At 65.7% G+C, this 26,295-nt stretch carries 31 protein-coding genes; 12 read left to right on the plus strand and 19 right to left on the minus strand.

Annotated features, from left to right (window positions below):
- Position 1: 1 nt before the first annotated feature.
- The 7 genes from AC1DVA_RS10775 to AC1DVA_RS10805 form a co-directional block, all read right to left on the minus strand.
- The gene (locus tag AC1DVA_RS10775; RefSeq protein ID WP_265053051.1) at positions 2 to 469 is read right to left on the minus strand and encodes a carboxymuconolactone decarboxylase family protein; all 468 of its coding nucleotides are present in this window, start codon (positions 467 to 469) and stop codon (positions 2 to 4) included.
- 74 nt (positions 470 to 543) lie between these two features.
- Positions 544 to 1,008 carry a carboxymuconolactone decarboxylase family protein gene (locus AC1DVA_RS10780; RefSeq protein WP_476805915.1) on the minus strand — a complete coding sequence of 155 codons (465 nt, stop codon included), beginning with the start codon at positions 1,006 to 1,008 and terminating at the stop codon, positions 544 to 546.
- Positions 1,009 to 1,070: 62 nt separating this feature from the next.
- Complete coding sequence (locus AC1DVA_RS10785) at positions 1,071 to 1,499, minus strand: HIT family protein (protein ID WP_476805916.1); 429 nt, start codon at positions 1,497 to 1,499, stop codon at positions 1,071 to 1,073.
- Between the two features lie 88 nt (positions 1,500 to 1,587).
- Complete coding sequence (locus tag AC1DVA_RS10790) at positions 1,588 to 2,364, minus strand: hypothetical protein (RefSeq protein WP_476805917.1); 777 nt, start codon at positions 2,362 to 2,364, stop codon at positions 1,588 to 1,590.
- The gene (locus AC1DVA_RS10795; RefSeq protein WP_476805918.1) at positions 2,357 to 3,595 is read right to left on the minus strand and encodes a GNAT family N-acetyltransferase; all 1,239 of its coding nucleotides are present in this window, start codon (positions 3,593 to 3,595) and stop codon (positions 2,357 to 2,359) included. The genes AC1DVA_RS10790 and AC1DVA_RS10795 overlap by 8 nt, the downstream gene beginning before the upstream one ends.
- Positions 3,592 to 4,368, minus strand: coding sequence for a glycerophosphodiester phosphodiesterase family protein (locus AC1DVA_RS10800; protein WP_476805919.1), 777 nt, complete (start codon positions 4,366 to 4,368; stop codon positions 3,592 to 3,594). Before AC1DVA_RS10800 ends, AC1DVA_RS10795 begins: the two co-directional genes overlap by 4 nt.
- Positions 4,368 to 4,841 (minus strand): RidA family protein, encoded by a 474-nt coding sequence (locus tag AC1DVA_RS10805; protein WP_265053057.1) that lies wholly within the window; start codon positions 4,839 to 4,841, stop codon positions 4,368 to 4,370. The genes AC1DVA_RS10800 and AC1DVA_RS10805 overlap by 1 nt, the downstream gene beginning before the upstream one ends.
- Positions 4,842 to 5,033: 192 nt before the next feature.
- Between AC1DVA_RS10805 and AC1DVA_RS10810 the strand changes: the two genes are divergently transcribed.
- Complete coding sequence (locus tag AC1DVA_RS10810; protein ID WP_476805920.1) at positions 5,034 to 5,894, plus strand: cell envelope integrity EipB family protein; 861 nt, start codon at positions 5,034 to 5,036, stop codon at positions 5,892 to 5,894.
- On the opposite strand, the gene AC1DVA_RS10815 is transcribed toward AC1DVA_RS10810, so the two are convergent.
- Together AC1DVA_RS10815 and AC1DVA_RS10820 are read right to left on the minus strand one after the other, a co-directional pair.
- Positions 5,851 to 7,200, minus strand: coding sequence for a DNA polymerase IV (locus AC1DVA_RS10815; RefSeq protein ID WP_476805921.1), 1,350 nt, complete (start codon positions 7,198 to 7,200; stop codon positions 5,851 to 5,853). The two genes, AC1DVA_RS10810 and AC1DVA_RS10815, sit on opposite strands and share 44 nt — an antisense overlap.
- Positions 7,197 to 7,487: a DUF3572 domain-containing protein gene (locus AC1DVA_RS10820; protein WP_476805922.1), complete on the minus strand. Its 291-nt coding sequence runs from the start codon at positions 7,485 to 7,487 to the stop codon at positions 7,197 to 7,199. Before AC1DVA_RS10820 ends, AC1DVA_RS10815 begins: the two co-directional genes overlap by 4 nt.
- A 132-nt stretch (positions 7,488 to 7,619) precedes the next feature.
- Here AC1DVA_RS10820 and AC1DVA_RS10825 point away from each other — a divergent pair, with 132 nt between their 5' ends.
- Positions 7,620 to 7,991, plus strand: a complete 372-nt coding sequence (locus AC1DVA_RS10825; RefSeq protein WP_476805952.1) for a response regulator — start codon at positions 7,620 to 7,622, stop codon at positions 7,989 to 7,991.
- Between the two features lie 17 nt (positions 7,992 to 8,008).
- Positions 8,009 to 9,385 (plus strand): PleD family two-component system response regulator, encoded by a 1,377-nt coding sequence (locus AC1DVA_RS10830; protein WP_476805923.1) that lies wholly within the window; start codon positions 8,009 to 8,011, stop codon positions 9,383 to 9,385.
- Positions 9,386 to 9,829: 444 nt separating this feature from the next.
- On the opposite strand, the gene AC1DVA_RS10835 is transcribed toward AC1DVA_RS10830, so the two are convergent.
- The 6 genes from AC1DVA_RS10835 to rnr all read right to left on the minus strand — a co-directional run bounded on the left by AC1DVA_RS10835 (position 9,830) and on the right by rnr (position 14,711).
- Positions 9,830 to 9,988 carry a hypothetical protein gene (locus AC1DVA_RS10835; RefSeq protein WP_265053062.1) on the minus strand — a complete coding sequence of 53 codons (159 nt, stop codon included), beginning with the start codon at positions 9,986 to 9,988 and terminating at the stop codon, positions 9,830 to 9,832.
- A 255-nt stretch (positions 9,989 to 10,243) separates the two neighbouring features.
- The gene (locus AC1DVA_RS10840) at positions 10,244 to 10,519 is read right to left on the minus strand and encodes a hypothetical protein (RefSeq protein ID WP_476805924.1); all 276 of its coding nucleotides are present in this window, start codon (positions 10,517 to 10,519) and stop codon (positions 10,244 to 10,246) included.
- A 352-nt stretch (positions 10,520 to 10,871) separates the two neighbouring features.
- Positions 10,872 to 11,039 (minus strand): 50S ribosomal protein L33, encoded by a 168-nt coding sequence (gene rpmG / locus AC1DVA_RS10845; RefSeq protein ID WP_038367996.1) that lies wholly within the window; start codon positions 11,037 to 11,039, stop codon positions 10,872 to 10,874.
- Positions 11,040 to 11,201: 162 nt separating this feature from the next.
- Positions 11,202 to 11,936, minus strand: coding sequence for an NUDIX hydrolase (locus tag AC1DVA_RS10850; RefSeq protein WP_476805925.1), 735 nt, complete (start codon positions 11,934 to 11,936; stop codon positions 11,202 to 11,204).
- Between the two features lie 13 nt (positions 11,937 to 11,949).
- Positions 11,950 to 12,396, minus strand: a complete 447-nt coding sequence (locus AC1DVA_RS10855; protein WP_476805926.1) for a DUF983 domain-containing protein — start codon at positions 12,394 to 12,396, stop codon at positions 11,950 to 11,952.
- Positions 12,396 to 14,711 carry a ribonuclease R gene (gene rnr, locus AC1DVA_RS10860; RefSeq protein WP_476805927.1) on the minus strand — a complete coding sequence of 772 codons (2,316 nt, stop codon included), beginning with the start codon at positions 14,709 to 14,711 and terminating at the stop codon, positions 12,396 to 12,398. Before rnr ends, AC1DVA_RS10855 begins: the two co-directional genes overlap by 1 nt.
- Before the next feature lie 697 nt (positions 14,712 to 15,408).
- Here rnr and urtA point away from each other — a divergent pair.
- The 5 genes from urtA (at position 15,409) to urtE (ending at position 21,328) form a co-directional block, all read left to right on the plus strand.
- On the plus strand, positions 15,409 to 16,698 hold the full coding sequence (urtA, locus tag AC1DVA_RS10865) for an urea ABC transporter substrate-binding protein (protein WP_476805928.1): 1,290 nt from the start codon (positions 15,409 to 15,411) through the stop codon (positions 16,696 to 16,698).
- Positions 16,699 to 16,925: 227 nt separating this feature from the next.
- Positions 16,926 to 18,527: an urea ABC transporter permease subunit UrtB gene (gene urtB, locus AC1DVA_RS10870; protein ID WP_476805929.1), complete on the plus strand. Its 1,602-nt coding sequence runs from the start codon at positions 16,926 to 16,928 to the stop codon at positions 18,525 to 18,527.
- Positions 18,524 to 19,663 carry an urea ABC transporter permease subunit UrtC gene (gene urtC / locus AC1DVA_RS10875; protein ID WP_265053069.1) on the plus strand — a complete coding sequence of 380 codons (1,140 nt, stop codon included), beginning with the start codon at positions 18,524 to 18,526 and terminating at the stop codon, positions 19,661 to 19,663. Before urtB ends, urtC begins: the two co-directional genes overlap by 4 nt.
- A 5-nt stretch (positions 19,664 to 19,668) precedes the next feature.
- On the plus strand, positions 19,669 to 20,433 hold the full coding sequence (urtD, locus tag AC1DVA_RS10880) for an urea ABC transporter ATP-binding protein UrtD (RefSeq protein ID WP_476805930.1): 765 nt from the start codon (positions 19,669 to 19,671) through the stop codon (positions 20,431 to 20,433).
- Positions 20,434 to 20,632: 199 nt separating this feature from the next.
- A complete protein-coding gene (urtE, locus tag AC1DVA_RS10885; protein ID WP_476805931.1) occupies positions 20,633 to 21,328 on the plus strand; it encodes an urea ABC transporter ATP-binding subunit UrtE in 696 nt (231 codons plus the stop codon).
- A 48-nt stretch (positions 21,329 to 21,376) separates the two neighbouring features.
- Here the strand turns inward: urtE and AC1DVA_RS10890 are convergent, their stop codons facing one another.
- The 3 genes from AC1DVA_RS10890 to AC1DVA_RS10900 all read right to left on the minus strand — a co-directional run bounded on the left by AC1DVA_RS10890 (position 21,377) and on the right by AC1DVA_RS10900 (position 22,712).
- Positions 21,377 to 21,781: a carboxymuconolactone decarboxylase family protein gene (locus AC1DVA_RS10890; protein ID WP_476805932.1), complete on the minus strand. Its 405-nt coding sequence runs from the start codon at positions 21,779 to 21,781 to the stop codon at positions 21,377 to 21,379.
- Positions 21,717 to 22,145, minus strand: a complete 429-nt coding sequence (locus AC1DVA_RS10895; RefSeq protein WP_476805933.1) for a MerR family transcriptional regulator — start codon at positions 22,143 to 22,145, stop codon at positions 21,717 to 21,719. The genes AC1DVA_RS10890 and AC1DVA_RS10895 overlap by 65 nt, the downstream gene beginning before the upstream one ends.
- A 102-nt stretch (positions 22,146 to 22,247) precedes the next feature.
- Positions 22,248 to 22,712, minus strand: a complete 465-nt coding sequence (locus tag AC1DVA_RS10900) for an Lrp/AsnC family transcriptional regulator (protein WP_442864950.1) — start codon at positions 22,710 to 22,712, stop codon at positions 22,248 to 22,250.
- Positions 22,713 to 22,872: 160 nt separating this feature from the next.
- On the opposite strand from AC1DVA_RS10900, the gene AC1DVA_RS10905 reads away from it, so the two are divergent.
- Positions 22,873 to 23,883: a 1-aminocyclopropane-1-carboxylate deaminase gene (locus AC1DVA_RS10905; RefSeq protein ID WP_476805934.1), complete on the plus strand. Its 1,011-nt coding sequence runs from the start codon at positions 22,873 to 22,875 to the stop codon at positions 23,881 to 23,883.
- A gap of 6 nt (positions 23,884 to 23,889) precedes the next feature.
- Complete coding sequence (locus AC1DVA_RS10910) at positions 23,890 to 24,192, plus strand: hypothetical protein (protein WP_476805935.1); 303 nt, start codon at positions 23,890 to 23,892, stop codon at positions 24,190 to 24,192.
- 5 nt (positions 24,193 to 24,197) lie between these two features.
- On the opposite strand, the gene AC1DVA_RS10915 is transcribed toward AC1DVA_RS10910, so the two are convergent.
- Positions 24,198 to 24,611, minus strand: a complete 414-nt coding sequence (locus AC1DVA_RS10915) for a DUF2000 family protein (RefSeq protein WP_476805953.1) — start codon at positions 24,609 to 24,611, stop codon at positions 24,198 to 24,200.
- Between AC1DVA_RS10915 and gnd the strand changes: the two genes are divergently transcribed.
- Positions 24,575 to 25,609, plus strand: a complete 1,035-nt coding sequence (gnd, locus tag AC1DVA_RS10920) for a phosphogluconate dehydrogenase (NAD(+)-dependent, decarboxylating) (protein ID WP_476805936.1) — start codon at positions 24,575 to 24,577, stop codon at positions 25,607 to 25,609. The genes AC1DVA_RS10915 and gnd overlap by 37 nt on opposite strands.
- 5 nt (positions 25,610 to 25,614) lie before the next feature.
- On the plus strand, positions 25,615 to 26,139 hold the full coding sequence (locus AC1DVA_RS10925) for a gluconokinase (protein ID WP_476805937.1): 525 nt from the start codon (positions 25,615 to 25,617) through the stop codon (positions 26,137 to 26,139).
- Positions 26,140 to 26,295 lie beyond the last annotated feature (156 nt).

Consider the following 26,295-nt stretch of genomic DNA (forward strand, 5'->3'; position numbering starts at 1 on the left):
CTCAGGCCGCTGCGGCCTTCGGAGCCCTGTCGTTGGGATGGTGCGAGCGGAAGCCGACCGCGACCCGGTTCCAGACATTGATCGTGCCGATGAGCAGCGTGAGCTTGACCATCTCCTCCTCGCTGAAATGGCGCAGCGTCTCTTCATAGTCGGCATCCGGCGCGTGGGTCTGCGGCAGAAGCGTCAAGGCTTCCGTCCAGGCCAGTGCGGCGCGCTCGCGCGGGGTGTAGAGGGCGGATTCGTGCCAGGCGCTGAGCAGGTAGAGCCGCGCCTCGCTCTCGCCGGCCTTGCGGGCATCGGCCGAATGCATGTGCAGGCAATAGGCGCAGCCATTGATCTGCGACGCCCGCATCTTGACGAGCTCGATCAGGCTGTATTCCAGGCCGGAATCCTTGATCGCCGATTCGAGCGCGATCAGCGGCTTCATGACATCGGGCGCGACTGTGTAGGGGTTGAGACGTTTGCTCATCGTGGTTCTCGCTGGCAGTGCGGCTCCCGGCCTTCAGGTTCGGCCTCAGGGCCGGGAGCGTCAAGAGGTGGAGGTCAGGCGGCAGCCCTGGCAGGCTTGTCGGCCGGATGGCGCGAGCGGAAGCCGGCATTGATCCGGTTCCAGGCGTTGATCGTGCTGATCGACAGCGAGAGATCGACGCATTCCTTCTCGCTGAAATGGGCGCGGAGTTCCGCAAAGGCTGCGTCGCTCGGGCTCGCTTCCGACAGTCGGGTCAGGGCCTCCGTCCAGCCGAGAGCGGCCTTCTCGCGCAGCGTGTAGAGCTCGGATTCGTGCCAGGCGTCGAGCAGATAGAGCCGCGCCTCGGTCTCGCCGGCCTTGCGGGCGTCCATCGCGTGCATGTGCAGACAGTAGGCGCAGCCGTTGATCTGCGACGCCCGCATCTTCACCAGCTCGAGCAGGCTGTGCTCGAGCCCGCTCTCATTGACGTAATTCTGCGTCTTCAGCAGCGCTTCGATCGCTCCGGGCGCGACCTGGAAGGCATTGAGGCGTTGGCTCATGGTCATCTCCATCGGTTGATGACGATAAGACGAGGCAGCCTCCGCCCCTGTGACATCCGCCGTCAGATTTTTTTCAGGGCCTCGCGAATTTTCTCGGCATTGTCAGCCAGCACCTCGTTCTTCTCCATCGCGCCGGTGTGCGGCCGCAGCGCCACGCCGTCGAAACGCGGCATGACGTGGACGTGGAGATGGAACACGACCTGCCCGCCGGCAGCCTCGTTGAACTGCTGGATGGTCACTCCCTCGGCGGCGAAGGCGGTCTTGACCGCCAGCGCCAGCTTCTGCGTCGACAGCGCGACGGCCTTCAGCGCCTCGGCCGGCGCGTCGAAGACGTTGCGGCACGCCGCTTTCGGGACCACCAGCACATGCCCGTCGGCGCGCGGCATGATGTCCATGATCGCGATCGTCTCGTCGTCCTCGTAGACGGTGTGGGAGGGCAGCTCGCCGCGCAGGATCTTGGCGAAGACGTTGGACGGATCATAGGCGGTCATGGCGGTTCCGAACGGCTTGGAAGCGGAACATGCAACCTGTGGCCCGCTCGCGAGGGCGTCAAGGCCGCGAAATCGGACCCGTCCTGCGTCAGGAACCCAGCGACAATGTCGTCTCGACGGCGCTGTCGAGGACGAGATCGTCGCAGGCGCCCATGACCTGCAGCTCCATCACGGTCAGGCGCAGGAGCGGCTCGTTCCACCAGCGCGAGACGATGCCGGCCAACGCCGCCGTCTCGGCGGCATCGAGATCGTCGACGAGATTGTAGAGGCCGACGAGCCAGATGTCGCCGGGCGGGCGCCCGAACGCGACTTGCGCGGCCTGCAGCATGTTCCTGCCGCCGCGCTTCTCCGGATAGACGGCGAGGTAGAGTCTGCCGCGATTGACGTTGCCGGAGAACAGCCCGCGCAGCTCCACGGCGAAAGGCCCCACCTGCCGGAGTTCCCTGGCGGTCTCCTCGGCGATGACCGGCGGGTGATCGAGGCCGAGCGAGCCGCAGACCGTGGCGTGGAGCCTGTCCTGTCGCTTCGGAAGGATGTCCCAGGCGATCTTGCGGGCGAAAGGCGCGGCCTTCAGGTCCTGTTCCAGCGCGAGAAATGCGGGCGAGGCGCGTAGCGCTGCATCCTCGACCGGCAGCACCAGCGAGAACACGCGGGGGTGCCGCCCCATCTCGTAGAACCCGTCCGCACGCCGGGGGATCACGCCCGGATGCTCCGGCGCGACCAGCGGCAGATGTGCCAGCCGGTAGCTGTCGTCGAGCCGAAGCGGCGCGGAGAAATCGGTGAGGCTGCGCCGGTAGCCGAGTTCGGCATCCCCGCAGAAGCTCGACGCGGCCGGCGCGGCCGCAATGCCCGGGGCGTCAGTCATCGGCCGTGTCACTCTTGCGGAAAGGGCTTTCGGCTGCGAGCGCCACTTGTGCCGCTGCGATCTGATCGCGCTCCTGCGCGATGTAGGCCGCGACCGGCCGGCGCAGGCCGGGATCGGCGATATGGTGCAGGGAGTGGGTGATGACGGGCCTGTAGCCGCGCGCCAGCTTATGCTCGCCCTGTGCGCCCGCTTCGACGCGGGCGAGCCCGTGCGCGATCGCATAGTCGATGGCCTGATGATAGCAGACCTCGAAATGCAGGAAGGGGTGATCCTCGATGCAGCCCCAGTTGCGGCCATAGAGCGTGTTGGCACCGCGGAAGTTGATCGCGCCCGCGATATAGCGGCCGGCGCGCCTGGCCATGATCAGGACGACGCGCTCGCCCATCGCCGCGCCGACCTGCGAGAAGAAAGCACGGTTGAGATAGGGGCGGCCCCATTTGCGCGAGCCGGTGTCCTGGTAGAAGCCGAAGAAACCGTCCCAGACGGCCTCGGTGAGATCGCTGCCCGACAAAGCTTCGATGGTGATGCCGGCGGACACAGCCTCGCGCCGTTCGCGCTTCAGCGCCTTGCGCTTGCGCGAGGCCAGCGTGGCGAGGAAGTCGTCATAGGTGCCGAAGCCTTCGTTCTGCCAATGGAACTGCAGATCGTTGCGTTCGAGATAGCCGGCCTGCTTCAGCGCGGCGATATCGGGCTCCTGCGCGAAGGTGACATGGACGGAGGAGGCTTGCGTCTGCGCGCGAAGCGCTTCCAGCCCCGCGATCAAGGCCGCGCGGGCTTCCTCCGCGCGCGGGCCGTCGGCGACGAGCAGGCGCGGGCCCGTCGCCGGCGTGAAGGGCGCCGCGACCTGAAGCTTGGGGTAGTAGCGACCGCCCGCGCGCTCATAGGCGTCGGCCCAGCCATGATCGAAGACATATTCGCCCTGGCTGTGGCTTTTCAGGAAGCTGGGCGCGGCGGCGAGGATCTGCCGCGCGCCATCCTCGACGACCAGATAGGCGGGCGACCAGCCGCTGCGCCCGCCGGTGCAGCGGCTCTCCTCCAGAGAGGTGAGGAATTCGTGGCTGACAAAGGGGTTGTCCCGGTCTATGGCCGGGCCCGGGCGAGCGCTGCCGAGCACCGAGACGGCGTCCAGCAGCGCGTGAGGATTGGCGCAGGCGTTCCACGCGCCTGCGGGGACGGCCTTGAGGGAGGTCGCGACACGAACGGTGAGATCGCCGCCCTCAGGCTCGCTCAAGGGCGAAAACCCTCGAAGACCATCTGGTCGGCGTATTTCGCCGCCCGCTGCCGTTCATCCGGCGTGCGCACGGTCCAGCTCATCAGCGGCAGGCCCAGCGCGTTGCGGCAGAGATACGGCGCGGCGCTTTCGAGATCGACGACCTTCCAGGACAGGAAATGCGGCCGGCTCTCGGTGAAGTGCAACAGATTGGCGAGCGCGTGTTTCCGCTCCGGGGAGAGCCTGTCGTAGTCCCCATAGTCATAGGCGTTCATCGCCACGATGCCGCGCGGAATGTCCGGCGCGAGTTCACGCAACGCGGTCACGATTGCGGGATCGAAGGATTTGATCACGATCGGATGATCCCGGTAGCCGGCGACAACCTCGACGGTCCGGCGCGTCAGCGCCAGATTGCCGTCGAAGCGGCTCTTGATCTCGATGACGAGTGGCACCCGCCCGCCGATCAGGTCGAGGAAGGCCGAGAGCGTCAGGATAGGGTCGTTGCTGCCTTTGAGCGTGATGGCGGAAAGTGCTTCGGCCTTGCGCTCGACGACCGCGCCGGTCTCGCCCGTCAGGCGGTCGAGCACGAAATCGTGGAACACGACCGCCTCGCCATCGGCGGTGAGCTGGACGTCGCACTCGATGCCGAAGGCGCCGGCGATCGCAGCCTGTGCGGCCGAGGGGCTGTTCTCGATCACACCGGCGGCAAGATCGTGCAGGCCGCGATGGGCGATCGGCCGTGCGACCAGCCAGCCGAGATCGGGTCGGCCGGCATCCCTGGAAGCCTGAGCCATCAGATGATCTCGAACATCGCTTCGACCTCGACTGCGGCATCGGCCGGCAGCTCGGCGACGCCCACGGTCGAACGGGCATGGCGGCCCTTGTCCCCGAGCACTTCGACCATCAGGTCGGACGCGCCGTTCATGATTGCCGGCAGCGCGGCGAAATGCGGGGCGGCATTGATGAAGCCGCCGAGGCGGACGCAGCGCACGATGCGGCCGAGATCGCCGTCGAGCGCGGCCTTGGCCTGGGCCAGCACGTTGATGGCGCAGAGCCGCGCGGCTTCCAGCCCGGCCTCGTTGAAGATCTCGGCGCCGAGCTTGCCCTTGTGGGAGTCGGAGAGCTTGCCGTCGAGGCCGAAGCAGATCTGCCCCGAGATGATCAGAAGATTGCCCGTGATCACGTAAGGCACATAGTTCGCGACGGGCGCGGCCGGGCTCGGCAGGGTGATGCCGAGTTCGGCGAGACGGGTTTCGACGACGTTCATGGCGTGGCTCCGCGAGCGAGGCAGGGTCTTTCGAGACGGTCTTTCATGGCCGAAGCCCGGACGGCCCGCAAGCATCGCGCCATGCCGCCTCGGCAGGGCCGCTGCGCCGCTCGCGAAACGGTGTTTCGCCATGTTTGCGCCATTGCCGCAATGCACCTAGATTTCCAACGAGGACGGAACGGAAAGCGGCGCATGAACGGAACAGGTTTGAGGCTCGCGGCTTACGCGGGCCAAGTCGGTATCGCAGCGTTGATGCTGGCCGCGGCGCCGGCCTGGGCGCAGGGAACGGCGGCTCAGTCGGGGGCGGATCGCGTGATCCTCGCCCCGCATCGCGCGGTCTATGATCTCGTGCTCGACAACGCCAAGCCTTCCGGCAACATCGAGACGGCGCGCGGCCGCATTGCCTTCGAGTTCACCGGCGATGCCTGCGAGGGCTATGCACTGTCGTTCCGCCAGGTGACGCAGCTCGGCACCGAAGCCGGCCCGCGCGTCATCGACGCCCGCACCACCAGCTTCGAGGCGGGCGACGGCGCCAGCTACCGCTTCAAGACCGAAAGCTCGTCCGGCGGCTCCAAGCCCGAGACGGTCGACGGCACCGCCGCGAAGAACGGCGGCGGCTACGAGGTGAAGCTGCGTCAGCCCAAGGACGAAACCCATCGGGACGGAAGCGACGCGCTTTTCCCGAATGCCCAGATGAAGGCAGTCATCCAGGCAGCGCGCGCCGGCCAGCATACGTTGAACGTGCGGCTCTATGACGGCGCGAACTCCGGCAAGGAGGTCTACGACACGCTTTCGGTCATCGGAAAGCGCATCGAGAGCGAGCCCACGGAGAAGCCGCTGCAGCGTCCCGAATTCGAGAAGATCGCGCGCTGGCCGGTCACGATCTCGTATTTCAAGGTCGGCTCGGGTGAATCGACGCCGTCCTATACGATCTCCTTCGAGCTTTACGACAACGGCGTCACCGGCGCGATCAAGCTCGACTATGGCAGCTTCGCGCTGCGCGGCACGCTCACGCGTCTGGATCTTCTTCCTCAGGAAGCTTGCGCGAAATAGCGGGCTCGCCCGAGCGCCGCTGCGGCAGCCTGAGGCTGAGCCCCTTGCCGATCGCTTCGTCGCCGAAGCGGGCGCGCAGCTTGTCGAGCGCGCCTTCCATCGCCTTCAGGCGTGGCGTCGCCGTGTCGGCGAGGTCGCCATGGTCCGCTTCAGCGGGCGGGCTGAAATCGCTCGTGCCGATGCCGATCAGGCGATAGCGCGGTCCTGTGCATTCGCGCTTCAGCAGGTCGCGGCCGGCGGCGAAGAGCCGCGCGGCAAGCTGCGTCGGCTCGGGCAACCGGGTGGCGCGGGTGATGGTGTGGAAATCGGCCGTCTTCAGCTTCAGCGTGATGCTCCGGCCGGCGAGTTCCTGCGCTTTCAGGCGTTTCGAGGTCTTCTCGCAGAGCCGCCATAGGATCGGCTCCAGCTCATCGAAGCCCGAGAGATCGACATCGAGCGTCGTTTCACTGGACACGCTCTTGGTCTCGCGCTCCGGCGTGACCGTGCGCGCATCGATGCCGTTGGCGAGATTCTTCAGGCGAGGGCCGTCCTTGCCGGCGAGCCGGAACAGCTTCTCGACCGGCGCCTCGCGCAGATCCCCGATCAGCTTGAACCCGCCTTCCGCCAGCTTCGCGACGCTCGCCGGGCCCATGCCGGGGATGAGGCTGACCGGCTTGTCGGCGAGGAAGGCGACCGCCTCGCCACGGCCGATGATCGAGAAGCCCCGCGGCTTGTCGAGGTCGGACGCGACCTTGGCCAGGAACTTGGCATAGGACAGGCCGACCGAGATGGTGATGCCGAGCTCGGCCTCGATACGCCTGGCGAAGCGCGCCAGCGTCGCGGCGGGGCTGGCATGATGCAGTCGCTCCGTGCCGGAGAGATCAAGGAAGGCCTCGTCGATCGAGAGCGGTTCGACCAGCGGCGTCAGCTCGCGCATCATCTGCCGGACCTCGCGGCCGACGGTGACGTATTTCGCCATATTCGGCTTGACCACTACCGCTTCGGGGCAGGCCTTCAGCGCCTTGAACATCGGCATGGCCGAGCGGACGCCATAGGTGCGGGCGATGTAGCAGCAGGTCGAGACGACGCCGCGCTTGCCGCCGCCGACGATCACCGGCTTGTCCTGCAGGCTGGGATCGTCGCGCTTCTCGATCGTCGCGTAGAAGGCGTCGCAGTCGATATGGGCGAGGCTTAGCGTGTCGCGCTCGGCGTGGCGGATCAGGCGCGGCGAGCCGCAGGCCGGGCAGCGCCGCAACGGTTCGGGCCCATCATGGTCCGCCAGGCAATCGCGGCAAAGGCTGCGCAGCGAGAGGGCTGACGCGCTCAAGCGAAGTCGTCCGGCTCCGGCCCGGCGAGCAGGCGGCGCGCTTCGCCGACTCTTTCCGGATTCAGCCTTAAATTCTCTGCAAACTCTAGCAGTAGCGAATCGCTGCCCGAGATATGGTCGAGCACGGCCGCCAGGAAGCCGGGTTCGCTCGCAGCGGAGCGGAGATTCGCGGGGCCGAGGCCGGTCGTGCTCAGGAACGGCTCGATCCGCTCCGGTTCGGCGGCAAGGAAGCCGAGGGCACGCAGTGCCAGCGCTTCTGCGTCCTCGTAGGTCAGTCTGAGTGCCATGGGGCTTGGAGTCGCGTATCCGGTTTGCGTTTCGTCAACTGCTCGCGTGCTACTGCAATCATCCAACGACGCCGCCATTTTGGGAAGACCGTCGCCTCACGGCGGGTATCCCTGGCGCAAATGAAGGGCGGCCTGATGAAGACGGTTCTGATCGTCGAGGACAACGAGCTTAACATGAAGCTCTTCAACGATCTTCTCGAAGCGCATGGCTATGCGACCTTGAAGACGTCGGACGGCATCGAGGCCATCGAGCTGGCGCGGACGCATCATCCGGCGTTGATCCTGATGGACATCCAGCTTCCCGAGGTTTCGGGCCTCGAAGTAACCAAATGGATCAAGGAGGACGACGACCTCAAGATGATCCCGGTGGTCGCGGTCACCGCCTTCGCGATGAAGGGCGACGAGGAGYGGATTCGCGAAGGTGGCTGCGAGGCCTATCTTTCCAAGCCGATCTCGGTCGCGAAATTCCTGGAGACAGTCCGCACCTATGCCGGCGCGGCCTGACGACCCTAGAGCGATCCATGCCCGCCCGCATTCTCGTCGTCGATGACATAGCCGCCAATGTGAAGCTGCTCGAGGCCAAGCTTTCGGCCGAGTACTTCGCCGTGGTGACGGCATTGAGCGGCGCCGAGGCGATCGCGATCTGCGAGCGCGGCGAGGCCGACATCGTGCTGCTCGACGTCATGATGCCCGGCATGAACGGCTTCGATGTCTGCCGCCGGCTGAAGAGCACGCCGGCAACCGCCCATATTCCCGTGGTCATGGTGACGGCGCTAGACCAGCCGCGCGACCGCCTGCAAGGGCTCGATGCCGGGGCCGACGACTTCCTGACCAAGCCGCTCGACGATGCGGCTCTTTTTGCGCGTGTCCGCAGCCTGGCAAGGCTGAAGGCGATGACGGACGAGCTGCGCGGCCGTGCCGTCGCCTCGGTCCGGCTCGGCATCGCCGATCCGCTGGTGGCTGCCGCCGCCGAGACGGGGCTCAATGGCCGCATCCTGCTGGTCGAGGACCGTCCGCATGTGGTCGAGCGGCTTCAGAACGCGCTTTCGGCCTTCCACGCGGTCGAGGTCGAGAGCGATATCCGGCAAGCCGCTGTGCGGGCAGCCGAAGACAGCTTCGACAGCGTCATCATCAGCCTCGACTTGAAGGACCAGGATGGCTTGCGGCTGTGCAGCCAGCTCTGTTCGCTGGAGCGCACGCGCAACATCTCGGTGCTCCTGATGGGGGAGGTCGAGGACCGCGCCCGCATCCTGCGTGGCCTCGACATCGGTGCGCACGACTTCCTGATGCGTCCGATCGACCGAAACGAGCTTCTTGCCCGCGTCCGCACCCAGGTGCGCCGCAAGCGCTTCACCGAGCGGCTGCGCGACAGCGTGCAGTCCTCGATGGAGATGGCGGTGATGGACCAGCTCACGGGCCTGTACAACCGCCGCTTCATGGACAGCCGGCTGGCGATGATGTTCGACGAGTCGGCTTTGCGCGCCCGTTCGCTGGCGATCCTCGTGCTCGATGTCGACCACTTCAAGGCGGTCAACGACAGCTGGGGGCATGATGCCGGCGATGAAGTGCTGCGCGAATTCGCCGACCGCGTCCGTGCCTGTACGCGCGGCATCGATCTCGTCGCCCGCATGGGCGGCGAAGAGATCGTCGTCGTCCTGCCCGATACCGGGCGCGATGCCGCCTGTCAGGTCGCCGAACGCATCCGCGAGAGGGTCGAAAGCGAGCCGTTCGCGATCCAGAACAAGACGCGCGACATCAGGGTCACGGTTTCGGTCGGCGTCGCGAATCGTCGCGCGGGGGATGCCTCCTCGGCCGATATCATGAAGCGCGCAGACGACGCCGTGTATCGGGCGAAAGCCAACGGCCGCAATCGCGTCATCGTCGCCAGCGCCGCCTGACAACGCCTCCCAGCGCCATTCCCAATTCCGAAGAGGCGTAAAGCGGCTCGGGTCGATCCCGCGGCGGCTTCGGCGGCGCCGATCGTTCGGGCTTCGGCGCGCTTCGGTGAGGGTTCTTATCCAATGCGCGAAGAACCGCGGGCAAGATTCTGAAGTTATTTCGACAATTGCCGTAGAGTCAGGTCGGAATCCCGGAAATTTAAGATTAGCAGGTAGGGTTAACGATCGATGAACATTAGCGAATCGGTCGGATTTGATTGATTCGGATACGCTGCATTGTAAGGGTTCTCGCGAGGCAGCGATCCACGGATCGCTCCCAAATGCCCCTCGGGTGCTCAGGTCCGCCGCATCTCCTGGGAAACCGGAGGGCTCGGTCGGTCGGTGACGGAATTCTGGCCTCCTCAGAACCGCCGCCGGCCGGCCACCTCGTTTTTCAGCGCAAGGTCAGTGACCGAAATAGCCGGCAATAGCTGCCGGCAGCCAGTATCCCACCGCGCCGAAGGCCGCGAGCAAGGCGATCAGGCCGAGTGCCGCCGCAGCGCGTGTCGTCAGGAAACGCGAGGAATCGATCTCGACCAGTAGTTTCAGCAGCCCTCGCAACATGCCGTTCGCGCCCTGTCGCGCCTGCCGATCTCGTTCACCGCACATCCGAGGCGAAGGCCGGCCCCTGAGGGGCAATGTGGCCTCGCTGGTCATGCGTCAAAAGATTCAGGTCGCGTGACCTCGTTGAAGGGTCATCTGGCGGGCGCTTTCCCGAAAGAGTCAATGGCGGATGCTGCTGGGCAGCTCCCGGGGGAGGCAGGCTCAAAATTCTCGTGCTCGATGGCTATCGACGGCCTGTGGCCGGCCTCGAGCTGTTCAGCTTTGCGGAGGCGGCTGTTGCTGCTCTGTGGCTTCGATGACGCCATGCCGGGCGACGAGCGTCATGATTTCCCTGGCTGCGGCTTCAGGGATGATCGCGTCCAGCACGATATGTACACAATTAGGAGCATACCGCTTGGCCGAAAACTCGAAGGAGGAGCGCTGGCCTCGACGAGCCTTCGGGTTCCAGCCGCGGGAAATCAGGAGCGAATCCAATCGCTTGCCGAATTCGCCGAGCTCGAGATCCAGCCCGGCTTCAGAGAGTTCGTCCATATCGGGCTGCTCCACAGGTGTCATGCAGCCTTCATCAACGCGATTCTGCTCAACAAATTCATTTACAAAACATTAAAATTCTAGCTATTGCCGCGCGGGGAATCGGGGGCAGTAGCGTCATGGTCGAAGCCTTGTTGGTGGCCGTCCTCATGCTGGGCACGGGCCTGTTGTCGTGGCTCATCGCCGATCGCACGCATCTGCCGCTCGAAATCTAGCCGCTTTGGCCGCTCGATAGGGCTTTGCGCTCGCTCGATCCGTGGGTGCTGGCGACGAAAAGCACACTGAAATCCAGGCAAGAAAAAACCGCCCGAAAGGGCGGTTTCATGTTGTGCCAGATCGGTAAGGCCAAGCCTTACTTGATCTTGGTTTCCTTGAACTCGACGTGCTTGCGCGCGACCGGGTCGTACTTCTTCTTCGACATCTTCTCGGTCATCGTGCGCGAGTTCTTCTTCGTCACGTAGAAGAAGCCCGTGTCGGCGGTCGAAAGCAGCTTGATTTTGATCGTCACGGCCTTGGCCATGGGACTATCCTCGAACCATGCGGGCCGTCGGCCCTCGGAAAAGAAAATGGCCGGGCGAACCCGGCAAACCGTCAGCGCGGGGAATGCCGCAACGAGCCGGTGAAGTCAAGAAAGAATAACGATTGGATGACGTCCGGCCCGTATGGACAGGCATCTGCGCTGTCAGAGCTCCTCGCGTACGAAGCTGCCGCGCTTCTCCCAATAGAACGGAACCGGCAGATAGGGCGCAAAGCCCCCGGCGATGCGGGTTTCGACCTCCTGGATGATCACCTTGGTGATCGTCGGCAGGTCGAGTTCCTTGGCCTCGTCGAAATCGACCCAGACAAGATCCACGAGTTCCGAATCGGGGCCGATCACGCCCTCGACCTTCTTGGCGACGGCCGAGGCGTCGATCGTGAAGAAGCGCGTGTCGAAGCGCTTAGGCCGGCGCGGCGGCGTGATCGCACGGGCGACGAAGGTGACCGCAGAGAGATCGGGGAAAACGCCCTGCGCCGCAAAATCGGTCCAGCTTCCGGGCGGCGGACTCTCGGGCGCGCCGAATTCATCCGAGCCGAAGAGCAGCCCGGTCTCCTCGAAGGTCTCCCGGATCGCGGCGAGCGCCAGCGCCCGTGCCTTGCCGGCGCTGGGCCGCAGGCAGCGCTTGCCGAGGCGATCCTCGCAGATCTGCGGCACAGCCCCGGTCGCGACCATGCGCCGGTCGCCGTCGTCGAGGCGTCCACCGGGGAAGACGTATTTGCCCGGCATGAATTTGTGGCCCGCATGGCGCTTGCCCATGAGCACCTTCGGCCGCGCCCCGCTGCGGTCGAGGATCATCATGGTGGCGGCGTCCTTGGGCCGCAGATTGACCCCGGTTCGTGCCCGTTCGGCCTGGGTCAGGGTGACGGTGTGATCGGTCATGACGCGGTTCGTTTCAGGCTTGGGGGCCGGGTGAGGGCAGGGGCTGGCGCTCGGGCCTGTCGGGCTCGCCGCCGAAGCCATGCATGCGCACGGCCCATTGCAGGCCGACGACACCGCCCTTCACGGGCTGCATCAGGACCAGCGACAGGATCAGGGTGAGCGCCGGCCAAAGCGCCATGTGCCACCACATCGGCCAGTCGGCGTATTTCTCGGCGAGCAGGATACCGCCGACCACGATATGGCCGACGATGGTGATGACGATATAGGGCGGCAGGTCGTCGGCGCGCTGGTGGTGCAGGTCCTCGTTGCAGGCCTCGCAGCGGTCGACCGGCTTGAGGAAGGCGCGGAACAGGCGGCCGCGCCCGCAATGCGGGCACCGGCCCTTCAGCCCGCGGGCCACGGCCTGGCGCCAGTCGCGGCTCTCGACATGCATACCTGCGCTATGGATCTGGACGCCCATCACCGCCTCTTGCCGGGCTTTCCCCAGTTCGGCTTGCCCTTTTTGGCGAAGCTGGCCGGCCGGCTCTCGCCATATGGCGCGCCGCCGCGCCGCTTGCCAGCGCGTCCCGTCGCCACAGTCCGACCGGCGGAGAGCAATTCGAAGCGCAGGGCGCCGGCGACAGGGGCCGCTTCGACCAGCTTGACATGCACCCTGTCGCCCAGCCTCCAGCTCTCGCCGGTGCGTTCGCCGATGAGGGCATGGGCGGCCTCGTCATAGCGGTAGTAATCGCCGCCCAGTGTCGAGGCCGGAATGAAACCGTCGGCGCCGGTTCCATCGAGCTTCACGAAGAGCCCGGCCCGGTTCACGCCGCCGATGCGTCCGTCGAAGCTGGCGCCGATCTGATCGGCGAGGAAATGCGCGATCAGCCGGTCAGTGGTCTCGCGCTCGGCCGCCATGGCGCGCCGTTCGGCGGCCGAGATGCGCGTCGCGACCTCGCGCAGCTCGGCAAGCGCCGTGCTCTTCGGCAGGCCGTCATCGCCGAGCCTGAGCGCGGAAATCAGCGCGCGATGCACGATCAGATCGGCATAGCGCCGGATCGGCGAGGTGAAATGGGCGTAGCGGCGCAGGTTGAGGCCGAAATGGCCGTAATTCTCGGCGACGTATTCGGCCTGGGCCTGCGTGCGCAGCACCACCTCGTTGATCAGCGTCTCGTTTTCCGAGCCCTTGATCATGCCGAGGATGCGGTTGAACAGCACCGGCCGGAGCGCTCCATCCTTGGGCAGCTTGATGCTGATCGACGCCAGTACCTCGCCGAGCGCGCGCATCTTCTCGAGCGAGGGCTCGTCATGGCAGCGATAGATCAGCAGGCTCCCCGCCTTCTCCAGCGTCTCGGCCGCCGCGACGTTGGCGAGGATCATGAACTCCTCGATCAGCCGGTGCGCCGCCAGCCGTTCCGGCGTGATCACGCGATCGACCGCACCGTCCGGCTTCAGGACGAGCTTGCGTTCCGGCAGGTCGAGTTCGAGCGGCTGGCGCTGATCGCGGGCGCGGGCCGCGATTCCATAGGCCGCCCAGAGCGGCATCAGGATGCTCTCGCGGATCGGCCCGGTCTTGTCGTCGGGATTGCCGTCGATCGCGGCCTGGGCCTGCTGGTAGGAGAGCTTGGCGGCCGAGCGCATCAGGATGCGATGGAAGGAATGGCCCTTCTTCGACCCGTCCGCCTTCAGCACGAGCCGGACGGCGAGCGCCGGCCGATCCTCGTGCTCGCGCAGCGAGCAGAGGTCGTTCGAGATCCGCTCCGGCAGCATCGGCACGACACGGTCGGGGAAATAGACCGAGTTGCCGCGCTCCAGCGCTTCGCGATCGAGCGCCGAGCCTGTCCGGACGTAGGCCGCGACATCGGCGATGGCGACGGTGACCACGAAGCCGCCGGGATTGTCGGGGCTTTCGTCGGGCGCCGCATGGACGGCGTCGTCATGGTCCTTGGCGTCGGCGGGGTCGATGGTGACGAGCGGCAGGTCGCGCCAGTCCTCGCGCCCCTTGAGACTGGCGAGCGGCGCCTCGGCGGCTTCCTTGAGGGCGGCCGGCGGGAATTCATGCGGGATGCCGTGCGCATGGATCGCGATCAGGCTGACCGCGCGCTCCGACTTGATCGAGCCCAGCCGCTCGCGCACCTGCGCCTCCGGCGGGCCGAACCGGCTCTCCCGGCGTAGTGACACCGAGACGAGGTCGCCGTCCTGCGCGTCGCCGGTGCGGCCCTTCGGAATGATGGCTTCTCGCTCACGCGCCTTCTTGTCGACCGGCACCAGCCGGCCCGAGCCGTCTGGCAAGGCGCGGAAGATGCCGAGAATGGCGGCCTTGGCCTTGCCCATCACCTTCAGGACGCGGCCGGAATAGCCGAAGCCCTCCACGCCGCGCAGCCGCGTCAGCTTAAGGATGACCTGGTCGCCGACACCCGGCGCGGGCGCGGCGGTCTTTTCCTTCCGGCGCCCTTCGCGCGACCTCTCGATCAGGATCTGCGGCGGGGCGCCATCCTCGGCTTCGTTCCATTCGAGAGGTTGGGCGATGAGGTCGCCCTCGCGGTCGCGGCGCTTGATCTCGGAGAGCATCACGGGCGGCAGCGCGCCGCGCGGATGGACGGGGCGCTCCTTGCCGTCGCCGCCGATCTCGCCCTCCTCAGCCATTTCCTTCAGCAGGCGCTTCAGCCAGATCTTGCCGCCCTGATCGAGCCCGAAGGCCTTGGCGATCTCGCGGCGGCCGACCTCGCGGCCAGCGGCGCGCTCCTCCTCGATGAAGTCGAGGATGGCTTCGCGGCTCGGCTCAGGAACGGTCACGGCCGGGGCTCATTTGGCGGAGTAGGGAAAAACCAGGACACGGCGCCTGTCTGCCATGCCTTGCGCTCTCGCGCCAGCATTCGCCAGAGCATCGGACCGAAAAGTGGGTCCCGGTTTTCGGAGATACCCGATGCGGCAACAAATATCTGCGTCAAAAGAAGAAGGGCCGTCCTTTCGGACAGCCCTTCCATTGTCGAACCGCGATCCAGCGAACCGGATCAAAGGTGCGAAAACTCACGCGGAACACGAACCCCGGGAAGAAGAGGTCCAGGTCCACCCGCTTTGCACCAGCGGCTGATGACAATGAGACACTGGATCACCTCCTTTCAGTTGTTACCGACGAAGATGAGGCTAAGGCGATTCTCCGGGACTCGTAAATGCCAAAAAAAGCGCTGTGCCCCGCTATGCAAAGCCAGTGCGTGTCGATGAAATTCCGGGCAGATGCTGCGATGCACAAACAAGTGGCAAGGCATATGTCTATAAAATAGGCGGATTCGGCCTTGGATGCCGGATGATTGCGTAACGGCACGACGCTTTCGCAGGAAGTTCGGCAAACGCGACTCTGGCAGCAGAGATTTGCGTCACTTGGATGACGTTGGGCACGCTTGGCACGGCGCTTGCCAATACCCCTCACGGGCCAGGGAGGCCTGCCGGCGCCGAGGGGCGCCGCCAAACAAACATCCTTCGGGAGATGTCCGTGAACAGCAATCGTCGCGAATTCCTCGGCACGGCTCTGGCCGGTGCCGCTTTCCTCGGATCCTCCTATCTGCCGGCGGCGGCGCAGCAGGAGACGATCAAGGTCGGCATCCTTCATTCGCTCTCGGGGACCATGGCGATTTCCGAGACGACGCTGAAGGACGTCATGCTCATGCTCATCGAGGAGCAGAACAAGAAGGGCGGCCTCCTCGGCAAGAAGCTGGAGGCCGTCGTCGTCGATCCCGCGTCGAACTGGCCGCTCTTCGCCGAGAAGGCGCGCGAGCTGATCACCAAGGACAAGGTCGCGGCCACCTTCGGCTGCTGGACCTCGGTGTCGCGCAAATCGGTGCTGCCGGTCTTCAAGGAGCTCAACAACATCCTGTTCTACCCCGTCCAGTACGAGGGCGAGGAGAGCGAGCGCAACGTCTTCTATACGGGCGCCGCGCCGAACCAGCAGGCGATCCCCGCCGTCGACTATCTCGCCAAGGAGGAGAAGGTCGAGCGTTGGGTGCTGGCCGGCACCGACTACGTCTATCCGCGCACGACCAACAAGATCCTCGAGGCCTATCTGAAGTCCAAGGGCGTGAAGGCCGAGGACATCATGATCAACTACACGCCCTTCGGCCATTCCGACTGGCAGACCATCGTCTCCGACATCAAGAAGTTCGGCTCCGCCGGCAAGAAGACGGCGGTGGTCTCGACCATCAACGGCGATGCCAACGTGCCGTTCTACAAGGAGCTCGGCAACCAGGGCATCAAGGCCACCGACATCCCGGTCGTCGCCTTCTCGGTCGGCGAGGAGGAGCTTGCCGGCATCGACACCAAGCCGCTGCTCGGCCATCTCGCCGCCTGGAACTATTTCCAGTCGATCAAGACGCCGGAGAACGACGCTTTCATCAAGCAGTGGCAGGCCTTCACCAAGAACCCGAAGCGCGTCACCAACGACCCGATGGAAGCCCATGTCGTCGGCTTTGCCATGTGGGTGAAGGCGGTCGAGAAGGCCAAGACCACCGACGCGGACAAGGTCATCGACGCGCTGCCCGGCATCGAGGCGCCGAACCTGACGGGCGGCGTCTCGAAGATGCTTCCGAACCACCACATCACCAAGCCGGTCTTCATCGGCGAGATCAAGGATGACGGGCAGTTCGACGTGGTCTGGAAGACCAGCGGCCTCGTTCCGGGCGACGCCTGGTCGAAGGAACTCGACGGCTCGAAGGACCTTGTCGGCGACTGGGTCGACAAGAAGTGCGGCAACTTCAACGTCAAGACCGGCAAGTGCGGCAGCGCCTGATGGGCTGCATGTGAGATCATGAGGGGGAAGGGCGGCACGGGAAAATCCCGGCCGCCCTTCATTCACCCGCCCTTCCACCTGCGCTGTTCGCCACCGCTCCGTCATCCCGGCCGGAGCGAAGCGCAGAGCCGAGATCCATGCCTGAGCTCTTCCGGGAAGGGTTCAGGCATGGATCCCGGGTCGCCCTCCGGGCGCCCGGGATGACGTGAATGCGGAAGCTGGTCTCAATGTCCTTACTTCACCGCCTGAAGCACGCGGTCATCATTCTTGTGGCGCTGGTCGCGGCCTCGGTGGCGTCCTTCGCGCAGACGGCCGACGAAGCCTTCGCGCGGCTCGCGGCGGACAGCTATTCCGACACCTCCCGCGCGATCGAGATCCTGATCGCGACAGCGCATCCCAATGCGGCAGTGATCGTCGAGGCGCTGAGCGACGGGCGCCTGCTCGCCGGCGGCGGAGCCGTTGTGGTCAAGACGCCTACGGGCGGCTTTGTCGATGCCCGGACCGGGCAGGCCCTGGCGTCCGCTCCAGGCGGGCTGAAGCCGGTGCGCCTGAACAACGCCGTGCGCCGGACCGTGCAGGCCGCGCTCGGCGGCATCGGGCTGCTGAATCCCGATCCCGGCAAGCGCGCGGCTGCGGCGGAAGCCGTGTTCAAGTCGCGCGACGCCAGCCTCCTGCCGGTCGTCGAGGCTGCCATCGCCAAGGAAAACGACCCGCGTGCGCTTGCCGCGCTGCGCCAGGCCCAGGCCGCGATCCTGATCGCGAAGCCTGACGCTCAGCCGCTCGACCGGGTCGCGGCCGTCGAGGTCCTGCGCGAGCGCGGCGACCAGGATGCGCTGGCCGCGCTGCGTGGCCTGTCCGGCGAAGTATCGCCTTCGCTAAGAGATGCGCAGACGAGGGCGATTGCCACCATCGAGGGTCGGCTCGCGCTGTGGCGCGTGGCGCAGAATCTCTGGTACGGCCTCTCGCTGGGCTCGGTGCTGCTGCTGGCTGCGATCGGCCTTGCCATCACCTTCGGCGTGATGGGCGTCATCAACATGGCCCATGGCGAGATGGTCATGCTCGGCGCCTACACCACCTTCGTGGTGCAGGAGCTGATCCGCACCAATGCGCCCTGGCTGTTCGACTGGTCGCTGGCCATCGCCTTGCCGGCGGCCTTCATCGTCGCGGGCGCTGTCGGCATCGCGATCGAGCGCGGCATCATCCGCTTCCTCTACGGCCGGCCGCTGGAAACGCTGCTGGCGACCTGGGGTATCAGCCTGATCCTGCAGCAGGCGGTGCGCACCGCCTTCGGCCCGACCAACCGCGAGGTCGGCGCGCCGTCCTTCATGTCGGGCGCCTTCGAACTCGGCGGGCTCGCCATCACCTATAACCGGCTCTGGATCATCGTCTTCGCGGCGCTGGTCTTCGGCGCCCTGCTGGCGATCCTGAAGCTGACGCCGATGGGCCTGCAGATGCGCGCCGTCACCCAGAACCGGCGCATGGCCTCTGCCATGGGCATCCGCACCGGGCGCATCGACGCGCTGACCTTCGGGCTCGGCTCCGGCGTCGCCGGGCTCGCCGGTGTCGCGCTCTCGCAGATTGACAATGTCAGCCCGAACCTCGGCCAGAGCTACATCATCGACTCGTTCATGGTCGTGGTCTTCGGCGGCGTCGGCAATCTCTGGGGCACGCTGGTTGGCGCGATGACGCTCGGCGTCGCCAACAAGCTATTGGAGCCTTACGCGGGCGCCGTGCTCGGCAAGATCGCGTTGCTGGTCTGCATCATCCTCTTCATCCAGAAGCGCCCGCGCGGCCTGTTCGCGCTGAAGGGCAGGGCGGTGGAAGCATGATCACCCGCTTCCTCCTCCAGAACATGGACAAGCGCGGCGGCATCTTCCTCGCCATCCTGCTCGGCCTCGCTGTCCTCGTGCCATTGGCGAACCTGCTGCTTCCGCCAAGCTCGCCATTCCATGTCCCGACCTCGACCATGTCGCTCTGGGGCAAGTATCTCTGCTATGCGCTGCTCGCGATCTCGCTCGATCTCGTCTGGGGCTATTGCGGCATCCTGAGCCTCGGCCACGGCGCCTTCTTCGCGCTCGGCGGCTACGCCATGGGCATGCATCTCATGCGCCAGATCGGCGCCCGCGGCGTCTATGGCAATCCGATCCTGCCGGACTTCATGGTCTTCCTGAACTGGCAGGAGCTGCCCTGGTATTGGTGGGGCTTCTCTTCATTCCCCTTCGCCATGCTGATGGTGCTGCTGGTGCCCGGCCTGCTCGCCTTCGTCTTCGGCTGGTTCGCCTTCCGCTCGCGTGTCACCGGCGTCTATCTCTCGATCATCACCCAGGCGCTGACCTACGCGCTGCTGCTCGCCTTCTTCCGCAACGACATGGGCTTCGGCGGCAATAACGGCCTGACCGATTTCAAGGACATCCTCGGCTTCAACATCCAGGCGCAAGGGACTCGCGCCGCCCTGTTTTCCATGACCTGCGTGATGCTCGCCGCCGGCTTCCTGATCGCGCGCGGCATCGTCGTCTCGAAGCTCGGCAAGGTCGTTATCGCGATCCGCGACGCCGAGTCGCGAACCCGCTTCCTCGGCTACCGGGTCGACCGCTTCAAGCTCTTCGTCTTCACCGTCTCCGCCTGCATGGCAGGCGTCGCCGGCGCGCTCTACGTGCCGCAGGTCGGAATCATCAATCCCAGCGAATTCGCCCCGGCCAACTCGATCGAGACCGTGATCTGGGTCGCCGTCGGCGGGCGCGGCACGCTCGTCGGCGCGGCGCTCGGCGCGGTGGTGGTCAACTGGTCAAAGACCGTCTTCACCTCGGGCTTCATGGCGCCCTACTGGCTCTTCGCGCTCGGGGGCCTCTTCGTCGTCGTCACGCTCTTCCTGCCCAAGGGCATCCTCGGCACGGCCGAGGCGCTATGGGCGCGCCGCCGCAAGCCCGAACCGACTCCGGCCGCCGAGCCGGCCCCGGCGGAGTGAAGGCGATGAACGCTCCCGTTCCCGGCGCGCTGACCTCCTCGCTGCTCTACCTCGACGGCGTCAGCGTTTCGTTCGACGGCTTCAAGGCCATCCGCAATCTCTCGCTCACCATAGCGCCCGGCGAGATGCGCGCGATCATCGGCCCCAACGGCGCCGGCAAGACCACGATGATGGACATCATCACCGGCAAGACAAAGCCTGACCTCGGCACGGTGATGTTCGGCGGCACCGTCGACCTGACCAAGCTCGACGAAGCCGCGATCGCCAATCTCGGCATCGGCCGCAAGTTCCAGAAGCCGACGGTCTTCGACTTCCACACCATCGAGGACAACATTCTGCTGGCGCTGAAATCGAAGCGCACGGTCGGCAAGACGCTGTTCTGGAAGACCGAGGAGCCGCAGCAGAAGCGCATCGACGACATCCTCGGCATCGTGAAGCTCGCCGACAAGCGCGACCGGCTGGCCGGCTCGCTCTCGCATGGCCAGAAGCAGTGGCTCGAGATCGGCATGCTGCTGGCGCAGGACCCGAGGCTTCTGCTCGTCGACGAGCCCGCCGCCGGCATGACGGATGGCGAGACGGCGCAGACCGCCGTGCTGCTCAAGGAAATCGCGCGGGATCATTCGGTGATCGTCGTCGAGCACGACATGGGTTTCATCCGTGAGCTCGGCGTTAAGGTCACGGTGCTGCACGAGGGCTCGGTGCTGGCTGAGGGTCCGCTCGACCAGGTCAGCGCCAATGAGCGCGTCGTCGAAGTGTATTTGGGGCGGTGAGGATGATGCGTCTGTCTTGTTGCTCTTGCAGTCGTCCTAGCCTCACCGTCATCCTGGCCGGAGCGAAGCGAAGCGCCGGGATCCATCATCGAGCGACGACGGTGCTCTATGATGGATCCCGGATCTGCGCGGCTTCGCCGCTTGTCCAGGATAACGGCGCCTTCTCTTCCGACGTTTTGGCTGGGATCGGGTCGAGCCCATGCTGACCGTCGATGCCATCGACCTCCACTACGGTGCCGCCCAGGCCCTGCGCCGCGTCTCGGTCGCGGCCGAGGCCGGCAAGGTCACCTGCGTGATGGGCCGCAACGGCGTCGGCAAGACCTCGCTGATGCGCGCCATCGTCGGCCATCAGCCGATTTCCGGCGGCCATATCCGCTTCGATGACGAGGACATTTCCGGCCTGCGCAGCGAGGATCGCGCGCGCGCCGGCATTGCCTATGTGCCGCAGGGGCGGGAAATCTTCCCGCTGCTGACGGTGAAGGAGAATCTGGAGACGGGGTTCGCGCCGCTGAAACGCAAGGACCGCTACGTCCCGGATGAACTCTTCGACCTGTTCCCCGTGCTGAAGTCGATGCTCGGCCGGCGCGGTGGAGACCTCTCGGGTGGCCAACAGCAGCAGCTCGCCATAGCGCGGGCGTTGGTCACCCGGCCCAAACTGCTGGTTCTCGACGAGCCGACCGAGGGCATCCAGCCCTCGATCATCAAGGATATCGGCCGCGCCATCGACTACCTCCGCCAGAAGGGCGGCATGGCGATCGTGCTCGTCGAGCAGTATTTCGACTTCGCGCGCGACCTTGCCGACACGATGTTCGTGATGGATCGCGGCGAGGTCGTCCTCTCCGGCCCTATGAACGAGCTGGACGGCAATCAGGTGCAGCGGCTGATCCAGGTGTGAAGGCGAGACCCGCTGATCAGGAGTCAGCGGGTCCAGCCAAGCTTTGCTTCACGCTGCGAGATCACGCGCCGCAAACACCTCCTTTGCCGCGAAAAGCCCGTTGAGGGCGGCGGGAAAACCGGCATAAACAGCCATCTGCATCAGGATTTCGGTGATCTCCTGGCGCGATATCCCGACATTCAGCCCTGCCTCGATATGCACCTTGAGCTGCGGCGCGGCATTGCCCATGGCGGCCAGCGCGGCGATCGTCGCGACCTCGCGGGAGCGCAGGTCGAGGCCGGGGCGCGAATAGATGTCGCCGAACGGGAATTCGAACACGTAGTCGGCGAAGTCCGGCGCGATGTCGGCGAGCGCGGCGATCACCTTGTGGCCAGCCTCGCCGTCGATTTCAGCGAGCGCGCGCTTGCCGCGTTCGCGCCGGCTGCTTGTGGGGTTGGAAATGTCTTGCGTCATGGTCGTCGATCCTCTTCTCCACGTCGGCATAGCCGGCGATCTTGGTGTCGAGGACGAGAAGGCAGGCGCCGAGTTCGGCGATGCGGGTTCGGACCTGTTCGCGATGTTGCTCCAGCAGCGCGCGTCTTTCGGCTTCGGTGTTTGCACCCCGTTCCCTCAAGGCAGCGTACCGCAGCATATCGCGGATCGGCATGCCCGTGGTCTTGAGCCTGCCCAGGAACTCGGTCCAGGAGAGGATCGAGGCATCGTAGTCGCGTTGGCTCGACCGGTCCCGGTCTGCATAAGGCAGAAGCCCGATCCGCTCGTAATAGCGGATCGTGTGGGCCGTCAGCCCCGAACGCCGGGCCAGTTCGCCAATCTTCATGGCCGCCTTCTTCTCGTCGTGACGCCCCGGAAGCTACGAGTTCGAGCGCACTCTAAGTCAACAGCGCGGCCGAGAAATTTTTTCGATGCCTCGAGAGGGTGCTCAAAACGCCAGCGGCGCGTTGTCGACGACCTCCTTCATCACGAAGAAGGTCCGCGTCTGCCGCACGCCGGGCAGCGCGATCAGCTTGTCGGCGTGAAGCTTGTTGAAATCGGCCATGTCGCGGACCCGGATCTTGAGGATGTAGTCGAAGTCGCCGGCGACGATGTGGCAGTCGAGGATCACAGGCATGCCCCGTATGGCGGCCTCGAAGTCGCCGAAGCTCTCGGGCGTCGAGCGGTCGAGCACCACGCCGACGAAGGCGAGCGTCCCCATCTCGACCTTATGCGGCGACACCTGCGCCCGGACCGAGGTGACGTAACCCTCCGTGAACAGGCGCTGGATCCGGCGGTGGCAGGTCGCGGCGCTGGTGTTCACCCGCTTGGCGATCTCGGCATTCCCGAGCCGCCCGTCCGACTGCAATAGGCGCAGGATTTTGAGGTCGGTCCGATCGAGATTCAGCGTCATGAAAGAATGTTCCAGATTGAGGCCATGTTCTGAGATATTGGCTATATCGGATGCCGTTATTCCGTTTATCGGAGGCAGAAAGATGCCTCACTTCGGAAGGACGTTCCAGCCTCTTTTCAGTAGGTTTCCGGCCATCGAACCCGATGGAGGACCGGCTGCCATGCTGAGTAAATTCGAGCGTTATCCCCTGACATTCGGCCCGACGCCGATCGAGAAACTGCCGCGCCTTTCGGCTCATCTCGGCGGCCAGGTCGAGCTCTTCGCCAAGCGCGAGGATTGCAATTCCGGATTGGCGTTTGGCGGCAACAAGCTGAGGAAGCTCGAATATATCGTTCCCGACGCGATCGCCTCGGGTGCCGACACGCTGGTTTCGATCGGCGGCGTACAGTCGAACCACACCCGCATGGTCGCCGCCACGGCCGCCAAGATCGGCATGAAGTGCCGGTTGGTGCAGGAGAGCTGGGTGCCGCACGACGATGCGGTCTACGACCGTGTCGGCAACATCCTGATGTCCCGCGTCATGGGCGCCCATGTCGAGCTGGTCGATGAAGGCTTCGACATCGGCATCCGCGCGAGCTGGGAAAATGCCCTGGCCGATGTGAAGGCGAGGGGCGGCAAGCCCTACGCGATTCCGGCCGGAGCTTCCGTCCATAAATACGGCGGGCTCGGCTATGTCGGCTTTGCCGAGGAGGTGAGGGCGCAGGAGGCCGAACTCGGCTTCAAGTTCGACTATATCGTCGTCTGCACCGTTACGGGCTCGACCCATGCCGGCATCGTCGTCGGCTTCGCCGAGGATGGCCGCCAGCGCAACGTCATCGGCATCGACGCGTCATTCACCCCGGCCCAGACCAAAGCGCAGGTGCTCGAGATCGCGCAGAACACTTCGGCCTTGATCGGCGGCAAGGATATCGTCGAAGCGGACGTCGTCCTCAATGAGGACTACGCCTATCCCGTCTACGGCGTACCCTCGCAGGAGACCATCGAGGCCATCCGCCTGTCCGCCCGGCTCGAAGGCATGATGACCGACCCCGTCTATGAGGGGAAATCGATGCAGGGCATGATCGATCTGGTGAGGAAGGGGTTCTTCCCCGCGGGCTCGAAGGTGCTCTACGCCCATCTCGGCGGCGTGCCGGCGATCAACGGCTACAGCTACACCTTCCGCAACGGCTGAGCCGCGATGGAAGCGCTGCTCCTCCTCGAATACGACGCGCAGCCGTTCAGCACCCGGCCGGCGCTGCTCCGCCGGGTCGAGGCGCTGGCTCTTGCCCGCCAGGGCCGGCTCCGCTTCGTCGCCAGGCAGCGGATCGCCGGGGGCACGGTCCGCGAGATCATGGCCATCGATCTTGCGAAAACGGGCGACGCCAGCGCGATCCTGGCGCGCTGGCAGGCGGATTCCGCCTTTCCGGGCGGCGTCGATACGCGCTTGCTGACAGTCGAGCCGGTCCGTGGGACAGAGCCGCCCGAGCCGCTGTTCCCGTGAACGCATCAGCCGTGCAGCTTCAAGCCCTTGATGATCTTGTCGATCTCCTTGCGCTCGGCGTGGAGCGCGAGGCCGACAAGGTCGAGCTCGGCGGTCGGGATGGCGGCAACAGCTGCACGGTTGTCGACATCGTTGCCGGTGGCGAAAAGCGCGCTCGTGTAGAGATGGGGCCGGACGCCGCGCTGCTGGGCTCGCTGCAAGACACCCGTCAGTTCTTCGGCGGTCGCAGCGAAGATCAGCACCGGCTGGCGGATCAAGGGCCCGTAGAAACGGCCGGAGCCGTCGCTGTAAGGTTCGCCCGCCAGTTCAGGCGAGGCACCCTTCAGAATGGTTCCAAAGCATCGCGCTGAAGCGCCGCCGGCTTGCTCAGCCCGCCGCCGCCATGCTTCAAGCAGGCACGCAAGCCGGCTTTGCCGCAGGAGTGTCTGACATGCAGCTCGGAGTGATCGGCCTCGGCCGGATGGGTGGCAACATCGTGCGCCGGCTGATGCGCGCCGGCCACGAATGCGTGGTCTATGACCGCGACCCGAAGCCGGGCCAGGCACTTGCCGCCGACGGCGCCGTGCTGGCCAATGACCTCAAGGACATGGTCGCCAAGCTGAAGGCGCCTCGTGCGATCTGGGTGATGCTGCCGGCCGGCAAGATCACGGAGGGGACGCTGGCCGAGCTCGCCGGCCTCGTCGATGCCGGCGACACGCTGATCGACGGCGGCAATGCCTTCTGGAAGGACGATGTCCGCCGCGGCAGGGAGCTGGCGGCCAAGGGCATCCACTACATGGATATCGGCACATCCGGCGGCGTTCATGGGCTGGAGCGCGGCTATTGCCTGATGATCGGCGGTGACAAGGAAGCCTTCGACCGGCTGGAGCCGATCTTCAAGGTCCTTGCGCCGGGCAAGGGCGAGATCGAGCCGACCAGGCACCGCGAAGGCCGCAACCCGACGAGCGAGCAGGGCTATCTGCACTGCGGCCCGACCGGCGCCGGCCACTTCGTCAAGATGGTCCATAACGGCATCGAATACGGCATGATGCAGGCCTTCGCCGAAGGCTTCGACCTCTTGCGCAACGCTTCCGCCAAGGAAGGCCTGCCCGCCGAATACGGCTTCGACTTCGACGCAACCGAGATCGCCGAGGTCTGGCGGCGCGGCTCGGTCGTCACCTCCTGGCTGCTCGACCTGACGGCCGAGGCGCTCGCCGCCGACGAGGAGCTCTCCTCCTATACCGGCAACGTTTCGGATTCGGGCGAGGGCCGCTGGACGGTCGATGCCGCCGTCGAGACGGCGACGCCGGCCGAGGTGCTGACCTCCGCGCTGTTCGCCCGCTTCCGCTCGCGCGTCGATCACACCTTCGGCGAGAAGATCCTCTCCGCCATGCGCGCCGGTTTCGGCGGCCATATCGAACCCAAAAAGCAGGGCTGACCAGCTTGAGCGCAGAACATAAGGGCGGCGGTCCGGCCGTCGTCGTCGTGATGGGCGTCGCCAGCTCGGGCAAGACCTCGCTGGGCGAGCGGCTGGCGGAGCGCCTCGGCTGGCCCTTCCGCGACGCCGATTCCTTCCACCCGCCGGAGAATGTCGCCAAGATGGCCGGTGGCACGCCGCTGACCGACGAGGACCGCAAGCCCTGGCTCGCGGCGATCGCTGCCTGGATCGACGATCTCAGGGCGACGGGCGAGCACGGCATCGTCACTTGCTCGGCGCTGAAGCGCGCCTACCGGCAGGTGATCGTCGGCGATCGGCCTGATGTGGCGCTGGTCTACCTCAAGGGATCGCGTGAACTCATCGGCCGGCGCATGGCGGCCCGCCAGCATCACTTCATGCCGCCGGCGCTGCTCGACAGCCAGTTCGCCGCGCTGGAGGAGCCCGGCGCCGACGAGAGACCGCTCGTCGTCTCGGTCGAGGGCAGCAAGGACGCGATCGTGCAGGACGTGATCGACCGGCTGGGGTTGTAAGGTCGTCTAGGGACCGACCTACCTCACGCGGTCATCCCGGGCGACCGGAGGGAGACCCGGGATCCATGCCGGAACATCTCCGCTTGAGTTCAGGCATGGATCCCGGATCGGCGCGACTTCGTCGCTTGTCCGGGATGACAGGGTGTTTCCGCCTTA

Source organism: Allobosea sp. P4_C6 (genome assembly GCF_056402015.1).

Excerpts from the sequence above, each read along its gene's own strand:
- AC1DVA_RS10775 (WP_265053051.1), bottom strand. The coding sequence starts at position 469 with ATGAGCAAACGTCTCAACCCCTACACAGTCGCGCCCGATGTCATGAAG.
- AC1DVA_RS10780 (WP_476805915.1), bottom strand. The coding sequence starts at position 1,008 with ATGAGCCAACGCCTCAATGCCTTCCAGGTCGCGCCCGGAGCGATCGAA.
- AC1DVA_RS10785 (WP_476805916.1), bottom strand. The coding sequence starts at position 1,499 with ATGACCGCCTATGATCCGTCCAACGTCTTCGCCAAGATCCTGCGCGGC.
- AC1DVA_RS10790 (WP_476805917.1), bottom strand. The coding sequence starts at position 2,364 with ATGACTGACGCCCCGGGCATTGCGGCCGCGCCGGCCGCGTCGAGCTTC.
- AC1DVA_RS10800 (WP_476805919.1), bottom strand. The coding sequence starts at position 4,368 with ATGGCTCAGGCTTCCAGGGATGCCGGCCGACCCGATCTCGGCTGGCTG.
- AC1DVA_RS10805 (WP_265053057.1), bottom strand. The coding sequence starts at position 4,841 with ATGAACGTCGTCGAAACCCGTCTCGCCGAACTCGGCATCACCCTGCCG.
- AC1DVA_RS10810 (WP_476805920.1), top strand. The coding sequence starts at position 5,034 with ATGAACGGAACAGGTTTGAGGCTCGCGGCTTACGCGGGCCAAGTCGGT.
- AC1DVA_RS10820 (WP_476805922.1), bottom strand. The coding sequence starts at position 7,487 with ATGGCACTCAGACTGACCTACGAGGACGCAGAAGCGCTGGCACTGCGT.
- AC1DVA_RS10830 (WP_476805923.1), top strand. The coding sequence starts at position 8,009 with ATGCCCGCCCGCATTCTCGTCGTCGATGACATAGCCGCCAATGTGAAG.
- AC1DVA_RS10835 (WP_265053062.1), bottom strand. The coding sequence starts at position 9,988 with ATGTTGCGAGGGCTGCTGAAACTACTGGTCGAGATCGATTCCTCGCGT.
- AC1DVA_RS10840 (WP_476805924.1), bottom strand. The coding sequence starts at position 10,519 with ATGGACGAACTCTCTGAAGCCGGGCTGGATCTCGAGCTCGGCGAATTC.
- rpmG (WP_038367996.1), bottom strand. The coding sequence starts at position 11,039 with ATGGCCAAGGCCGTGACGATCAAAATCAAGCTGCTTTCGACCGCCGAC.
- AC1DVA_RS10850 (WP_476805925.1), bottom strand. The coding sequence starts at position 11,936 with ATGACCGATCACACCGTCACCCTGACCCAGGCCGAACGGGCACGAACC.
- AC1DVA_RS10855 (WP_476805926.1), bottom strand. The coding sequence starts at position 12,396 with ATGGGCGTCCAGATCCATAGCGCAGGTATGCATGTCGAGAGCCGCGAC.
- urtB (WP_476805929.1), top strand. The coding sequence starts at position 16,926 with ATGTCCTTACTTCACCGCCTGAAGCACGCGGTCATCATTCTTGTGGCG.
- urtC (WP_265053069.1), top strand. The coding sequence starts at position 18,524 with ATGATCACCCGCTTCCTCCTCCAGAACATGGACAAGCGCGGCGGCATC.
- urtD (WP_476805930.1), top strand. The coding sequence starts at position 19,669 with ATGAACGCTCCCGTTCCCGGCGCGCTGACCTCCTCGCTGCTCTACCTC.
- urtE (WP_476805931.1), top strand. The coding sequence starts at position 20,633 with ATGCTGACCGTCGATGCCATCGACCTCCACTACGGTGCCGCCCAGGCC.
- AC1DVA_RS10890 (WP_476805932.1), bottom strand. The coding sequence starts at position 21,781 with ATGACGCAAGACATTTCCAACCCCACAAGCAGCCGGCGCGAACGCGGC.
- AC1DVA_RS10895 (WP_476805933.1), bottom strand. The coding sequence starts at position 22,145 with ATGAAGATTGGCGAACTGGCCCGGCGTTCGGGGCTGACGGCCCACACG.
- AC1DVA_RS10900 (WP_442864950.1), bottom strand. The coding sequence starts at position 22,712 with ATGACGCTGAATCTCGATCGGACCGACCTCAAAATCCTGCGCCTATTG.
- AC1DVA_RS10905 (WP_476805934.1), top strand. The coding sequence starts at position 22,873 with ATGCTGAGTAAATTCGAGCGTTATCCCCTGACATTCGGCCCGACGCCG.
- AC1DVA_RS10910 (WP_476805935.1), top strand. The coding sequence starts at position 23,890 with ATGGAAGCGCTGCTCCTCCTCGAATACGACGCGCAGCCGTTCAGCACC.
- gnd (WP_476805936.1), top strand. The coding sequence starts at position 24,575 with ATGCTTCAAGCAGGCACGCAAGCCGGCTTTGCCGCAGGAGTGTCTGAC.